General features: G+C 66.0%; 13 protein-coding genes. 4 read left to right on the top strand and 9 right to left on the bottom strand.

The window, feature by feature from the left end:
- Positions 1-12 precede the first annotated feature (12 nt).
- The 4 genes from ACSFA3_RS12815 to hda form a co-directional block, all read right to left on the bottom strand.
- A complete protein-coding gene (locus ACSFA3_RS12815) occupies positions 13-657 on the bottom strand; it encodes a DUF47 domain-containing protein (RefSeq protein ID WP_435505821.1) in 645 nt (214 codons plus the stop codon).
- Positions 658-747: 90 nt separating this feature from the next.
- Positions 748-1209, bottom strand: coding sequence for a 2-amino-4-hydroxy-6-hydroxymethyldihydropteridine diphosphokinase (folK, locus tag ACSFA3_RS12810; RefSeq protein WP_435505820.1), 462 nt, complete (start codon positions 1207-1209; stop codon positions 748-750).
- On the bottom strand, positions 1206-2861 hold the full coding sequence (gene pcnB / locus ACSFA3_RS12805) for a polynucleotide adenylyltransferase PcnB (protein ID WP_435505819.1): 1656 nt from the start codon (positions 2859-2861) through the stop codon (positions 1206-1208). The genes folK and pcnB overlap by 4 nt, the downstream gene beginning before the upstream one ends.
- Positions 2862-2906: 45 nt before the next feature.
- The gene (gene hda / locus ACSFA3_RS12800; protein WP_435505818.1) at positions 2907-3593 is read right to left on the bottom strand and encodes a DnaA regulatory inactivator Hda; all 687 of its coding nucleotides are present in this window, start codon (positions 3591-3593) and stop codon (positions 2907-2909) included.
- A gap of 117 nt (positions 3594-3710) precedes the next feature.
- Here hda and purM point away from each other — a divergent pair, with 117 nt between their 5' ends.
- The 3 genes from purM to ACSFA3_RS12785 all read left to right on the top strand — a co-directional run bounded on the left by purM (position 3711) and on the right by ACSFA3_RS12785 (position 6533).
- Entirely contained in the window at positions 3711-4751 is a 1041-nt protein-coding gene (gene purM / locus ACSFA3_RS12795; protein WP_435505817.1) for a phosphoribosylformylglycinamidine cyclo-ligase, read from the top strand.
- Positions 4752-4833: 82 nt separating this feature from the next.
- Positions 4834-5847, top strand: a complete 1014-nt coding sequence (locus ACSFA3_RS12790; RefSeq protein ID WP_435506220.1) for an AI-2E family transporter — start codon at positions 4834-4836, stop codon at positions 5845-5847.
- A gap of 23 nt (positions 5848-5870) precedes the next feature.
- The gene (locus ACSFA3_RS12785; protein WP_435505816.1) at positions 5871-6533 is read left to right on the top strand and encodes a DJ-1/PfpI family protein; all 663 of its coding nucleotides are present in this window, start codon (positions 5871-5873) and stop codon (positions 6531-6533) included.
- A gap of 23 nt (positions 6534-6556) precedes the next feature.
- Here ACSFA3_RS12785 and yccS read toward each other — a convergent pair whose 3' ends face one another.
- From yccS to murJ, 4 genes are read right to left on the bottom strand one after another with little or no spacing between them, the layout of a single operon-like run.
- Complete coding sequence (gene yccS, locus ACSFA3_RS12780; protein WP_435505815.1) at positions 6557-8842, bottom strand: YccS family putative transporter; 2286 nt, start codon at positions 8840-8842, stop codon at positions 6557-6559.
- A 51-nt stretch (positions 8843-8893) separates the two neighbouring features.
- Positions 8894-9349 (bottom strand): bleomycin resistance protein, encoded by a 456-nt coding sequence (locus ACSFA3_RS12775; RefSeq protein WP_435505814.1) that lies wholly within the window; start codon positions 9347-9349, stop codon positions 8894-8896.
- Complete coding sequence (locus tag ACSFA3_RS12770) at positions 9349-10200, bottom strand: SirB1 family protein (protein WP_435505813.1); 852 nt, start codon at positions 10198-10200, stop codon at positions 9349-9351. The genes ACSFA3_RS12775 and ACSFA3_RS12770 overlap by 1 nt, the downstream gene beginning before the upstream one ends.
- Positions 10201-10249: 49 nt before the next feature.
- Positions 10250-11815, bottom strand: coding sequence for a murein biosynthesis integral membrane protein MurJ (murJ, locus tag ACSFA3_RS12765; RefSeq protein ID WP_435505812.1), 1566 nt, complete (start codon positions 11813-11815; stop codon positions 10250-10252).
- A 217-nt stretch (positions 11816-12032) separates the two neighbouring features.
- Here murJ and rpsT point away from each other — a divergent pair, with 217 nt between their 5' ends.
- Positions 12033-12347, top strand: coding sequence for a 30S ribosomal protein S20 (gene rpsT, locus ACSFA3_RS12760; protein WP_435505811.1), 315 nt, complete (start codon positions 12033-12035; stop codon positions 12345-12347).
- Positions 12348-12474: 127 nt separating this feature from the next.
- Here rpsT and ACSFA3_RS12755 read toward each other — a convergent pair whose 3' ends face one another.
- Entirely contained in the window at positions 12475-13368 is an 894-nt protein-coding gene (locus ACSFA3_RS12755) for an SDR family oxidoreductase (RefSeq protein ID WP_435505810.1), read from the bottom strand.
- Position 13369 lies beyond the last annotated feature (1 nt).

Raw genomic sequence — 13369 nt, 5'->3', positions numbered from 1 at the left:
AAAATCCGCGCTTCAGGAGTTCTCGAGGACGATGCCCTCGATCACGTTGGCCACGTCTTCGCACTTGTCGGTGATCGTCTCGAGCAGTTCGTAGATCGCCTTGAGCTTGATCACCTCGCGCACGTCCGGCTCCTCGCGGAACAGCTTGCTCATCGCGCTGCGCATGACGCGATCGGCATCGGATTCGAGCCGGTCGATTTCCTCGCACGTCTTGAGCACGGCCTCGGCCACGGCCGGGTCGGCGATCTTGCCGAGGTACTTGACGGCGTCCTTCAGGCGGTCGCAGCACTTCACGCTGAGGGCGGTCAGGCGAACGATCTCGTCCGTCATGTGGCGCACGTCGTAGAGCGCCATCGTCTCGGCCGAGTCCTGAATCAGGTCAGCCACATCGTCCATCGTGTTGATGAGCTTGTGGATCTGCTCGCGGTCGATCGGCGTGATGAAAGTCTTGTGGATCAGCCGGTTGACGTCGTGCGTGACGCGGTCGGCAGCGCGCTCGGCGTTGTCGACGTCGCGGTTGTACTGCTCCCGCAGATGCACGTCGTTGTAATTGGCCACCAGATTCTCGAAAGCACGGGCGGCCTCGACGATGCGCTCGGCATGCTGGTTGAACATCTCAAAAAAATTGCCCTCTCGGGGCAGCAGCTTGCCGAACATTTGCGTTGGCTCCTTAAACGATGCGTGTGTCGTCGCGATGACGATTTTGTGACAGGCGGGAGTGTAAGGGCCGACGCGGCCGGAGGCGTTTCAGTCGTTCAGGCGCTCGATGGCCTGCAACGCGACCGCGGCGAGTTGCTCCGGCGTCACGCGCGCCGGCGCGATTTCGGCCAGCGGCAACAGCACGAACGCGCGTTCGGCCAGGCGCGGATGCGGCAGCGTCAACTTCGGCGTTTCGATGTGGACATCGCCGTAGTGCAACAGATCGAGATCGAGCGTGCGCGGCGCGTTGCGGTACGGCCGTTCGCGTCCGGCACCCTGCTCGATGCGCTGCATTTCGATCAGCAGCGCCTCGGGCGCCAGTGCCGTCTCGAGCGCGACGACGGCGTTGATGAAGTCGGGACCTGTGGCGTCGACCGGCGCGCTCCGATAGAGCGACGAGCGCGCCGTCAGCCGGCTTTGCGGCAACGCGGCCAGAGCATCCATGGCCTGCAGGACCGCCGCACGCGCGTCGCCCAGGTTGGCGCCCAGCGCAACGAAAGCCAGCGTCATGCGCCGTCGGAGGGTCCGAAATTGCCGGCGCCGCCGCTGCCGCCGCTGCTTTCACCACCCTCGCCGCCCGCACGCGGCTTGCGACGACGGCGACGCTTGCGCGGCGCTTCGCCGTCGGGCGGAACGGCGGACGATGCATCGTCGTATTCCTGCCCATCGTTGCCGGTCTCGCGTGCAGTCGCGGCGACATGGTTCTCGCCGTCGACCGAACCGGCCGGCCGTGCCGCCACCGGATCGCGCGTACGCACGCGGGTCCGCACCGGCGCCTTCTGCTCCTCGCGCACCTGATCGAGCAGGTCTTGACGGCGCATGTCGTCGGCGGTGCTGAATTCCTGCCACCACTCGGCGATGGCCTCGCCCACTTCGCCGACGTCGGCGCGCAGGCGCATGAAATCGAATGCAGCGCGGAAGCGCGCCTGCTCGACCAGACCGTAAGGCGTCTGCCCGACGCGCTTGTCGAAACGCGGCTGCATCATCCAGATCTCGCGCATGTCGCCGGCCAGCTTGCCGCGACCGGACACATCGCCGATCCGCGAATTGAAGACATCGTCGACCGCGTCCTGCAGCGCCGGGAAGGCCGGAATGCCGCGCTGTCCATGACGGCCCTCGACGCGCTCGGCCCAGCCGTCGCGCACGTCGGCCCAGAGCACGCAGGCCAGCAGGAAGCTCGGCGCGACCGGCTTGCCTTCGCCGACACGACGGTCGGTGTCTTGCAAGGCGGCTTTGACGAACGGCTGATCGGCGCGCTCGACCACCACATCCAGCAGCGGATAGATGCCTTTCGACAGCCCGAGCTTGCGCAGTTGGGCAATCGTTGCGACGGCATGTCCGGTCTGCAGCAACTTGAGCATCTCGTCGAACAGGCGGCTCTGCGGCACGTCGGCCAGCAATCGGCTGGATTCGATCAGCGGCGCGGCGGTCTTGGGCTCGATCTCGAAACCGAGGGCGGCGAGCTTGGCCGAGAAACGAATTGCACGAATGATGCGCACCGGGTCTTCGCGGTAGCGCGTGACCGGATCGCCGATCATCCGCAGCACGAGTTTTTTCGCGTCCTTGATGCCGTTGTGATAGTCGACCACGATCTGGCTTGCCGGGTCGTAGTACATCGCGTTGACGGTGAAATCGCGCCGCGCCGCGTCTTCGTCCTGCGGGCCCCAGACGTTGTCGCGCAGCACGCGTCCGCTCGAATCGACCGCATGCGTCATGCCGGCGAGTTCGCCCTTGCTGGTGCGCTCGTTGCCCTTGACCTGCTCGGCCGCCGCGTTGTCCATGTAGGCGCGGAAGGTCGATACCTCGATCACCTCGTGCTCGCGGCCGCGACCGTACACCACGTGGACGATCCGGAAGCGCCGGCCGATGATGAAGGCGCGGCGGAACAGGCTCTTCACTTGCTCGGGCGTGGCATTGGTCGCGACGTCGAAATCCTTCGGCCGCAATCCGAGCAGCAGGTCGCGCACCGCGCCGCCGACCACATAGGCTTCGTAGCCGGCGTCCTGCAACGTGGTGACCACGTTCTTCGCGCGCTCGTCGACCAGCGCCGGGTCGATGCCGTGCACGCTGGCCGGCACTTCCACGCGCTTGCCGAAGCGCGACTTCGCGCTGCCGGCCGAGCCGGACTTGCCGAGCAGTTTGTCGATGAATGTCTTGATCATTTTGAGAAGGGTCCGGACGCTGCGCGTCGTGTGGTCGTCATTGGGTCATTCGTTTTCGAGCATCGATCGGATGAGCGGGATCGTGACCGCGCGCTGCGTCTGCAGCGCATAGCCGTCGAGTTGCACGAGCAACTCCATCAGGCTGCCGAGGTCGCGGCTGAAGCGGTGCAGCATGTAGTCGAGCACCTCGTCGGACAGCAGCACGCCGCGCGAATCGGCGGCCTGCCGCAGCACGGCGCGGCGTTCGGCCTCGCTGAGCAGATGCAGGTGGAACACGTGGCCCCAGCCCAGGCGCGTGCGCAGGTCCTCGCGCAACGGCAGGTCGGCAGGCGGCAACGCACCGGCGGCCACCACGCCACGCAACAGCGACTGCGCATTGACGAACCAGTTGAAGGCGGCGTGTTGCTGCACCGGGTTGTAGAGATGCACGTCGTCGAGCATCACCGCCGTCCAGCGCTCGTCGAATTCGGGCGGTGCCAGCTGGCCAGGATGCATCCACCCGACTCGCGCGCCCTGCTCCCGCAGGCCGGAATGCACGGCTTCGAGCAGATGGCTCTTGCCGCTACCGCTTTCGCCCCAGAGATAGGTAGGCACAGGCGAATGGACGGTCGGCACGCCGGCGTCGCCGACCCAGACGCTCAGGTGCTGGCGCGCCGCCTCGTTCGGGCCCGCGAAGAAGCCCGCCAACGTCGGGCCTGTCGAAAGGCCGATGTCGAGCGCGAGTTGCTTCATTCGAATCGATTCATGCCGGGGAGAAGGGGGTTCGGGTAACGGGGCGTTGACGGCCCTTAAAATCGTTTCAATTCTATCGGTCCGGCCACATCGGCCTCCCTCTCACTCCATCGCGCCATGAACTCCACCACGCCCACCCCGCTCAGCTACAAGGACGCTGGCGTCGACATCGACGCCGGCGACGCGCTGGTCGACCGCATCAAGCCGCTTGCCAGGAAGACGATGCGCGAAGGCGTGCTGGCCGGCATCGGCGGCTTCGGCGCGCTGTTCGAAGTGCCCAAGCGCTATAAGGAGCCGGTGCTGGTCAGCGGCACCGACGGCGTCGGCACCAAGCTGCGCCTGGCCTTCGAATGGAACATGCACGACACGGTCGGCATCGACCTGGTCGCCATGAGCGTCAATGACGTGCTGGTACAAGGCGCGGAACCGCTGTTCTTCCTCGACTACTTCGCGTGCGGCAAGCTCGATGTCGACACGGCTGCGGCCGTGGTCGGCGGCATCGCACAAGGCTGCATGCTTTCGGGCTGCGCGCTGATCGGCGGCGAAACGGCCGAGATGCCGGGCATGTACCCGCCCGGCGAATACGATCTGGCCGGCTTCGCCGTCGGCGCGGTCGAGAAATCGAAGATCCTCACCGGCCAGGACGTGAAGCCCGGCGACGTGGTGCTGGGCCTCGTGTCGAGCGGTGTGCATTCCAACGGATTCAGCCTTGTGCGCAAGGTGATCGAGCGCGCGGCAGACGATCTGCCCGAAACGCTCGACGGCCAGCCGTTCCGCACTGCGGTCATGGCGCCGACACGGCTCTACGTGAAGCCGGTGCTCGAAGCGCTGTCGAAGCACCCGATCAAGGCGCTGGCGCACATCACCGGCGGCGGCCTGCTGGAGAACATTCCGCGCGTGCTGCCCGATGGCACCGCTGCGCACCTCAAGAAGGGCAGCTGGCCGCAGACCGAGCTGTTCGCCTGGCTGCAGAAGGTCGCCGGCATCGACGATCTTGAAATGAACCGCACCTTCAACAACGGCATCGGCATGGTCGTCGTCATCGACGCTGCAGATGCGGCTGCCTGCGCCGAAACCCTGCGCGCTGCCGGCGAAACGGTGCACGAGATCGGATCGATCGCCGAACGCGGCGACGGCGCCGCAGTCGTCGTCGCCTGACCGCGCTGCGCTCGGCGTGAACGACGTTCGCGGCACCGGCACCGCTGCCCACCGTGCTGTCGTCGGGGCGAGTTATGCCCTTATGGCGGCCGTGCTGCTGCTGGTCATGTGGGAAAACCTGTTGCCGGGCCTGCTGTGCGTCTGCATCGGCTTCCTGGCGACGCGCTGGCTTGCTGCTGCGTTCGACAAGGCATTGAAAAGGCGCGGCATCGTGCGCGCGGTGCCTGCATCGGACGCATGGCCCGAATCGACGACGTCGACCGCCGCCCGCCTCGTCGCTGCGACGCTGATCATGCTGCTGCCGCTGTTCCTGCTCGCGCTGGCTTATTCGGGCGCACGCGATTTCGTGCTCAACGCATCGGAGCAATACCGCGAGCTGCTCGACTACATCGCTCGCACCGTGCTGGAGCTGCGGCTGAAGCTGCCGACCGACATGGCCGTCTACCTGCCCGAACGCGCAGCCGAGGTGCAGCGCATCATTGCCGGCTACCTGCGCGCGCGCGCGGGCGCATTGGCGATCACCGGCCGTGCCTGGCTGGGCGGGCTGCTCTTTGCATACGTGGGCCTGATCGTCGGCTCGCTGGCGGCCGTGGCGCGATCTCCTGTCGTGCGCAAGCCGCTGGCAGACGAGCTGTTCAAGCGCATCACGGTTTTCGGCGACACCTTCGGGCAGATCGTCGCGGCGCAGTTCTGGATCGCGACCTTCAACACCTTCCTGACCGCCGTCTTCCTGCTCTTCGTGCTGCCGATGTGGGATCTGCGCCTGCCCTACACGCCCGCGCTGATCACGCTGACGTTCATCGCCGGACTGGTGCCGATCGTCGGCAACCTGCTGTGCAATGCGGTCATCACGCTGGTCGGCCTGTCGGTTTCGCCGACGACGGCGCTGGCCTGCCTCGGTTTCCTGATACTGATCCACAAGGCCGAGTACATCATCAACGCCAAGGTCGTCGGCAGCCGCACGCACATGTCGGTGTGGGAACTGCTGGCCGTGATGTTCGTCGCCGAAGCCGTGTACGGTCCCGCCGGGTTGGTGGCGGCGCCGTTGTTCTACGCCTACCTCAAGAAAGAGCTGCAGCTGGCGGGGCTTGTCTGAGTCCCGCGCGCAGCGCCCATGCCATGACTTCAAGCGACGACGAGCCGATTCCCTTTCCCCAATGGCGGGTCGCCATCCTGGCTTTCGACGGCGTCGAGGCGCTCGACTTCGCCGGGCCGTTCGAGGTCTTCACCACAGCCAGCCGCATGCACCGGCGAACGCTTTCGCCCGACACGGCCGCCATGACGCCCGATCTGTTCGAGGTTTTTTCGGTCGGTGCGACAGGCGCCGGCGGCATCGTGACTGCGCGGGCCGGCCTTCGCCTGTTGAGCGACCACGGTCTCGACGATGCACCGCAAGCCGATGTCCTGATCGTGCCGGGCGGCGTCGTCGACCAGCCGATGGCGAGCCCCGCCACGCTCGCGTGGATCGCCAACCAGGCCCGGTCGGCCTACGTCACTGCTTCCGTCTGCACCGGCGCTTTTCTGCTGGCCGCGAGCGGCGTGATCGGCACTGGCGAGAAAGCGACGACGCACTGGGAGGACATCGCCGACCTGCGCGCCGCCTTCCCGGCCCTGGACGTGATGGAAAGTACGCGCTGGGTCGACAACGGCAAGGTGGTGAGTTCGGCGGGCATCAGTGCGGGAATCGACATGAGCCTGCATCTGGTGGAACGCCTCGCCGGGCGCGCACTGGCGGAGCGGACGGCGCGGCAGATGGATTTCGGGTGGACGGAGAACGCCTGAGACGAGACTGAAGCCTTCCAGCTTCAGCCGGCGGACACCTCTTCGGAAGCCTCCGCGGCTTCCGTCTTCCGCAGCCACTCGTCCGCATGTCCCCGCAACGCGTCGATCTGCAGCCAGACCAGCGTCAGTTGCGTCCGAAACAACCGCGCCGCCGGGTCCGACTCATCGCCCGGCCCGACCAGTTCTGCAAGTGCCTCGCGTGCAGCCGGCTCCGTCGGCGAAACAGCGACTCCGCCGGCGCCAGCGCCGACAGCCGTTCCGGCATCGCCGGAAGCCGGCTCCAGCGCCAGCCGGATCGCCAGTGCATCCAGCGCCACGGCCGCGGCTTCGGCGGCCTCGCGCAATGCTTCCACGCGGCCCGGCGTCGCGCTCGCCCGGAGCGCGGCGCGATGCGCGCCCAGCGCCGACATATAGCTCAGCAGCGTGTGCGAGCGGATCAGGAATCGCAGCACGACGCCAGCCCGCGGCCGCACGAAATTTGGTTCCCGGAACATGTCGCCGACGGCTTTCGACAGGCCGGCGTCGGCGTTGTGCGCATTGCGCCGGGCCAGCCGGTAGGCCAGATCGTCCTTCGCGCCTGTCTTGTACTGGCCGACGATCTGCCGCAGGTAGCCCGCATGACTGCGCATGGCGCCGGCCGCGAGCTCGTTGATGCGGCGCGCCTGCCAGTGCGGCAGCACCAGCAGCATGGCCGCGCCGGCAATCGCGCTGCCGATGGCGGTGTCGACGAGCCGAGGCACGAGCAGCATGCCGCTGTCTCCGATCTGGTTGAAGCACATCAGCACCAGCTGCGTCATGGCGGCGGTCGCGAGCAGGTAGCGTTCGCGCCGGTTGGCGAAAAACACCACGCCGGCGCCCACCGCGAGCAGCGACTGCAGCCACGGTTGCGGGAAAAGTTGCAGAACCGCCCAGCCGGCCACCACGCCGATGGCTGTGCCGGCAATGCGCTGGCCCATACGCGACATCGTTTCGCCATACGTCTGCTGGCAGACGAACAGCGTGGTCAGCAGAATCCAATATCCCTGCGCCGGATGAATGACGCGCATGAACACGTAACCGGCGAAAAGCGCCACCGACAGCCGCAGCGCATGGCGGAACAGCGGCGATTTCGGCGTCAGCTGGCGCCGCACGCGCTCCACGCTGTCGCGCCAGCCGCGCGGCGATCGGTCGAACAGCCCCATGTCGGTCCGCCCGGCCTGAGCCGACGGCTTGCTGGCGCCTGCGAGCTGGCCATCGAGCTGCGCAAGATTGCGCGCTGTCGCCTCGACAGATGCCAGCAGCGCCATCCGCTGCGGCGTGTCGGCGCGGGCACGTTCATGTTCGATCGCGCCGCGCAGGTCGGCCAGCGCCTGCACGGTGTCCGGGCCGACGTCGAAAGGCTCGCGCCGCGCGATCGAAACCGCGAGCCGCTGGCAGGCGATGCCCTGCAGCGCCAGCACACGCTTGCAGCGATACAGCAGATCGCTGTGGAAGAAGGCATCGGCCAGCGCGTTGTAGTCGTCGTGCGAAGAGCTGGCGCGCTCGTGCACGTCCTGCGCGATCAGGTACAGCCCGCGATAGCGCGAGATGCGCCCGGTCGGCGCCCGTTTGCGGATGCGCCGGAAGATGCCGTCCTTGGCCGCGTTCAGCTCGGCCACCACGTCGGTGTTCATCTGCGCCAGCGACAGCCGTTTTCGCTCGATGTCGACGCCGCGCAACGGCTCGAACAGCGACGCTTTGAAGCGCACGTAGTCGCCGAGCACGGTGAAAAGCTTCACCAGCATCGCCTGCACGGGCTGCGCCGGAAAGATCGCAGCCCAGGAAATCGAAAAGACGCCGTACCAGGCCGCGCCGGTCATCAAAAGCATCGGCTCGTGCCAGCGGCTCTGGGCCACCGCGTCGGGGTGGTCGATGCTCAGCGTCGTGTACATCGCGAGGATCAGCGTCGCGTAGCCGATCGCCTTGTAGCGCGCATCGACGGCACCAAGCATGGTCAGGCAGAAGGCGGCGAACGACAGGCCGCCAATGAAGAACCACGACTTGTCGAAAAGCAGCGCGACAGCGAACGAGATCACCGCGAAGCAGACCAGCGTGACGATTTGCGCCCGCAGGCGGCCGCGCCAGCTGTCGTCGGTTTCGGACAGAGCGCTGGCGATGGCGCCGAGGAAAAGCGGAATCACGGCGTCGTGATGCCCGGTGATCGCGCAGATCGCCATCAGGCTGCCGAGCGTGAGCAACACGCGCAGCGGCTGGCCACCGGACGCGAAACTGCGCAGGCGCTGGCGGAGACCGAAGGGGGAGATTGGAGCGTCGATGGCGGTTGCGATCATGTGGCGTGGACACTGCAGGATGCATGCCACGCCGGAATTTCAAACGAATGACTAGATATAACCGCCAAACCGAAGGATGTGACCGTCGGGCTCGCGAATCGCGAATTCGCGCAGGCCCCAGGGTTGCGAAACGGGCGGTTCGACGATGTCGACGCCACGCTTGACGTATGCCGCATGCAGCCCGTCTACATCGTTGCCGACGTGTATCGCGATCTCGCCGCGCCACGGTCGCGCATCGCGCACGTTGACCTGCCACAACCGCAGATAGACCGGATCGCCCCAGCCGCGCTCGCCTTGCGGCCGGACGCCCATTTTCACCCGCGCGTAACTCGGTGGCTCGCCGGCGACGAAGTCCAGCTCGAAACCGAGCACGTTGCAGAAATAACGCGCCGCGCGAACGACATCGGCCACCGGCAGCACCGGCTGCACGCCATGGAACTGGTGCAGCACGCCCAGCGTCTGGGGCGGGGCCGGGGCCGGCGTGATCGGGACGGCGGCATCGGACATCAGTTCAGCTCTCGCCGGAGGGTCGCAACGCGCTCGGCGATGACGTCGAGATCGAGCGCGTCGTCGGCCTCGCGGATGTACGTTTCGAGGTCCTGCACGGCCAGCGCCGCGTGTCCTTGCGCCGCATGCGCCAGGCCACGGTCGCGGTATTCGCCCCAGGCGTCGGGCAGCAGCGCGATCAATCTGTCCTGCACGGCGATCGTGCGTTGCCAGTCTTCCTGCGCCGCATGCACTTCCTTCAGGTTGCGCAGCATGCGGGTGATGATTTCGCGTGGCGTCGCCGGCTGCAGGTACAGACCAAGCGGCACGTCGAAGTCGCCGACCAGTCCGTTGCCGCGCTTGTACGGTTCGATCCGCTCGCTCAGTTCCTCGCGCGACAGCGATTTGCCGGTGAACGGATCGATGACCACCTGCCCTTTTGGCAGCGTCACCTTGAGCATGAAGTGGCCGGGAAACGAAATTCCACGCGCCTGGAGCCCCAATCCCTGCGCCAGCTCGATCCAAAGCACCGCCAGCGAGATCGGAATACCGCGACGGGTGCGCAACACGGCGTTGAGATAGCTGTTGTCCGGATCGTAGTAATCGTTGACGTTGCCGCCGAAGCTCAGGTCGTGAAAGAAGAACTGGTTCAGCGCCCGAAGACGGGCCAAAGGAGCGGCGTCGGCGGGCAAACGGCGCTTGAGGCGCGCGAGCAGCTGGTCGACATCGCCCAGAACCTGCGCGACGTCCATGTCGGGATACTCGTCCTGCGCCAGGCTGGCGGCGGCTTCGAGAAGCGGGAACTGGTCGTCGCTCTGGACGAGCGACGAGAAATATTCGAGGGCGGTCGGGGCCGAATAGCGAAACATCATGTGGCTTTGTAGAGGAGCATGCCGGGAGCGTCAAGGCATCCGGCGGCTTTCACCGTTTGATGAAACCGCGCAGCCTCAGCCCCATTGCCGTCAGCGCTACGAAATAAAGTACGCCGGCGCCGCCGACCATCGCAGCCAGCAACCCGATGCGCTGCAACCGAACAGCGCGCATGCCGACCCAGTCGAAATGCTGCGCGCCCCATGCCAGCAACAGTCCGAGAAGACCCGCCGCCACCAGGACCCGCAGAACGAACAGGCCCCAGCCCGGCTCCGGGCGGTAGCTGCCGCGGCGCAACAGGCCGATCAATAGCCAGATCGCATTCACCACCGCGCCGATGGCGATCGTCAGCGTCAGCGCCGCGTGCTGCAGAACCGGCACCAGCACCAGATTGAGCAGTTGCGTCAGCACCAGCACGCAGACGGCGATCAGCATCGGCGAGCGCATGTCGTGCCGCGCGTAGTAACCGGGCGCCAGCACCTTGATCGCCACGATGCCGACCAGCCCGACGCCATAGCCCATCAGCGCGACGGTCGTGCGCTGCACGTCGAAGTCGCTGAACGCGCCGTTGTGGAACAGCACCGCCACCAGCGGTTTGGAGAAAACCAGCAGCGCCACCGCGCACGGTACCGACAACAGCACCACCAGCCGCAGGCCCCAGTCGAGCAGCGACGAGTAGCGCGCATCGTCCTTCGCAGCGCGGGCGCCGGCCAGCTGCGGCATCAGCACCACGCCAAGCGCGACGCCCAGCATGGCGGTCGGGAATTCCATCAGCCGGTCGGCATAGCTGACCCAGGTGACGCTTCCCGGCGCCAGGTGAGAGGCGATCTGCGTGTTGATGAGCAACGAAATCTGCGCCACGCTGACGCCGATCAGCGCCGGCAGCATCAGCTTGACGATCTTGCGCGTCGTCGGGTCGGCCCAGGCGATGCGAACGGCACGCCAGCTCGCCCCGACGCGCGGCAACATGCCGATACGGCGAAGCGCCGGCAACTGGATGCCCAATTGCAGCATCCCGCCGATCATCACGCCGACGCATTGCGCATAGATCGGCTCGATGCCCCAGCGCCGAAACAGCGGCGCGCCGACCAGAATCGACAGGATCAGCGCCAGATTCAGCAGAACCGGCGACGCCGCGGGCACAGCGAACTTGCGCCACGTATTCAATATGCCGCCGGCCAGCGCCACCAGGGACATGAAGCCGATGTACGGAAACATCCAGCGCGTCATGACGACAGCCGCCTCGTAGCCCTGCGGCGTCTGCGCCAACCCGCTCGCCATCGCCCAGATCATCAGCGGCGCCCCGACCACGCCAGCGATGCACAGCAGCACCAGCGTGTAGGTCAGCAGCGTCGCCACATGGTCGACCAGCGCCTTCGCACCCGCGTCCCCGCTTTCGGTCCGCGTCGCAGCCAGCACCGGCACGAACGCCTGACTGAAAGCCCCCTCCCCCAGAACCCGCCGGAACAGGTTCGGAATCCGGAAAGCGACATTGAAAGCGTCGGTCAGCGCGCTCACGCCGAACACCGAAGCCATGAGCAGATCGCGCACCAGCCCCGTGATGCGGGAAGCAAGGGTCAGCAGCGAAACGGTGGAAGCGGATTTGAATAGGGACACGGCGCCGGAGTGTAGGCCCGAGTAACAGCGCCCCATTCACCGCAGAAGGTGCGAAGCGCCGCACTGCTGTTCCAAAGACGCCGCGGAACCGGCTTCGCCGGGCCGCTGGCGTCGCCCCCGGCAGGGGGTTGGCGGCTACACGAAGTGAGCAAGCCTGGGGGCGAGCTATAATCTTTGGCTTTGCTGCATCATCCTCAGACACTAGGAAACACAATATATGGCATCCGCCAAGCCCAAAAAGAAGAACCCGCGCCTCGCTTCAGGCCGTAAACGCGTCCGCCAGGACGTCAAGCTCAACGCCGCGAACACCTCGCTGCGCTCCAAATACCGTACCGCGGTCAAGAATGTCGAGAAGGCTGTGCTGGCCGGCGACAAGACCAAGGCCACCGAACTGTTCGCGAAGTGCCAGGCCATCGTCGACACAGTCGCCGACAAGGGTATCTTCCACAAGAACAAGGCCGCTCGCGATAAGAGCCGCCTCTCCGCCAAGGTCAAGACCCTGGCACTGGCGCCTGAAAAGGCCGCCGCCTGACCCCAGTCAGGCAAACAGCCCGGACCGTCTGAACGATTTCAGACAGTCCGCCGTTTGATCGGGGTGCGCTGCAGCAAAGAAAAAGTGAAACACCGCCTTCGGGCGGTTTTTTCATTTCAGCATCGCGTCATGCAATCCCGGCACCGCCGGTGACGCCGAAAACCTCACCGTTGATGAAGCTCCCCTCCTGGCTGGCGAGCAGCACGTAAACAGGCGCGATCTCCACCGGCTGGCCCGGCCGTCCGAACGGGCTTTCGGTACCGAACTTCATCACTTTCTCCGGCGGCTGACCGCCTGACGACTGCAGCGGCGTCCAGAACGGACCCGGCGCGACGACGTTGGCGCGCACGCCCTTCTCGAGCAATTGCTTGGCCAGCGCCTTGGTGTAGGCAACGATGCCCGCTTTCGTCGTCGCATAGTCCAGCAGGATCGCCGAAGGATCGTATGCCTGGACCGACGCCGTCGTGATGACGGACGCTCCCGGCGGCAGATGCGGTACCGCAGCCTGCGCGATCCAGTGCATGGCATACAGGTTGGTCTTCATCGTCTTGTCGAAATCGTCCGACGACACCTTGGAAATGTCCTCGCGATTCTGTTGCCGTCCGGCGTTGATGACGAGGATGTCGAGCCCACCGAGCTTTTCCACCGACGAAGCGACGAGCTCGCGGCACCATTTCTCGTCGGTGATGTCGCCCGGCAGATCGACAGCAATGCGCCCTTCGGCTTCGATCAAGCGGATGACTTCCTGCGCATCGGCTTTTTCCGATGCCAGATACGAGATGGCGACATCGGCACCTTCACGAGCGAAAGCGATGGCAGCGGCCCTGCCGATGCCACTGTCGCCGCCGGTGATGAGCGCCTTGCGGCCCGTCAGCTTTCCGGAGCCTGTGTAGCTGGTTTCTCCGTGGTCAGGTACGGGATCCATCTTGGACGCCTCGCCCGGCACCGGTTGCGGCTGCCGCGGAAAAGGCGGCTGGGGATATTGGGTGCGGGGATCCTGCATGAAAAGTCGGTCGGACATT

Source organism: Variovorax glucosi (genome assembly GCF_051216695.1).
Lineage (GTDB): Bacteria > Pseudomonadota > Gammaproteobacteria > Burkholderiales > Burkholderiaceae_C > Variovorax.
The sequence above is the reverse complement of the archived record's forward strand: the minus strand, read 5'-3'. Positions and strand labels throughout refer to the sequence as shown.

Bases quoted from the DNA above. Each gene is read 5' to 3' on its own strand.
- ACSFA3_RS12815 (WP_435505821.1), bottom strand. From the start codon at position 657: ATGTTCGGCAAGCTGCTGCCCCGAGAGGGCAATTTTTTTGAGATGTTC.
- ACSFA3_RS12775 (WP_435505814.1), bottom strand. From the start codon at position 9,349: ATGTCCGATGCCGCCGTCCCGATCACGCCGGCCCCGGCCCCGCCCCAG.
- purM (WP_435505817.1), top strand. From the start codon at position 3,711: ATGAACTCCACCACGCCCACCCCGCTCAGCTACAAGGACGCTGGCGTC.
- folK (WP_435505820.1), bottom strand. From the start codon at position 1,209: ATGACGCTGGCTTTCGTTGCGCTGGGCGCCAACCTGGGCGACGCGCGT.
- ACSFA3_RS12785 (WP_435505816.1), top strand. From the start codon at position 5,871: ATGACTTCAAGCGACGACGAGCCGATTCCCTTTCCCCAATGGCGGGTC.
- hda (WP_435505818.1), bottom strand. From the start codon at position 3,593: ATGAAGCAACTCGCGCTCGACATCGGCCTTTCGACAGGCCCGACGTTG.
- ACSFA3_RS12790 (WP_435506220.1), top strand. From the start codon at position 4,834: ATGGCGGCCGTGCTGCTGCTGGTCATGTGGGAAAACCTGTTGCCGGGC.
- rpsT (WP_435505811.1), top strand. From the start codon at position 12,033: ATGGCATCCGCCAAGCCCAAAAAGAAGAACCCGCGCCTCGCTTCAGGC.
- pcnB (WP_435505819.1), bottom strand. From the start codon at position 2,861: ATGATCAAGACATTCATCGACAAACTGCTCGGCAAGTCCGGCTCGGCC.
- ACSFA3_RS12770 (WP_435505813.1), bottom strand. From the start codon at position 10,200: ATGATGTTTCGCTATTCGGCCCCGACCGCCCTCGAATATTTCTCGTCG.
- yccS (WP_435505815.1), bottom strand. From the start codon at position 8,842: ATGATCGCAACCGCCATCGACGCTCCAATCTCCCCCTTCGGTCTCCGC.
- ACSFA3_RS12755 (WP_435505810.1), bottom strand. From the start codon at position 13,368: ATGTCCGACCGACTTTTCATGCAGGATCCCCGCACCCAATATCCCCAG.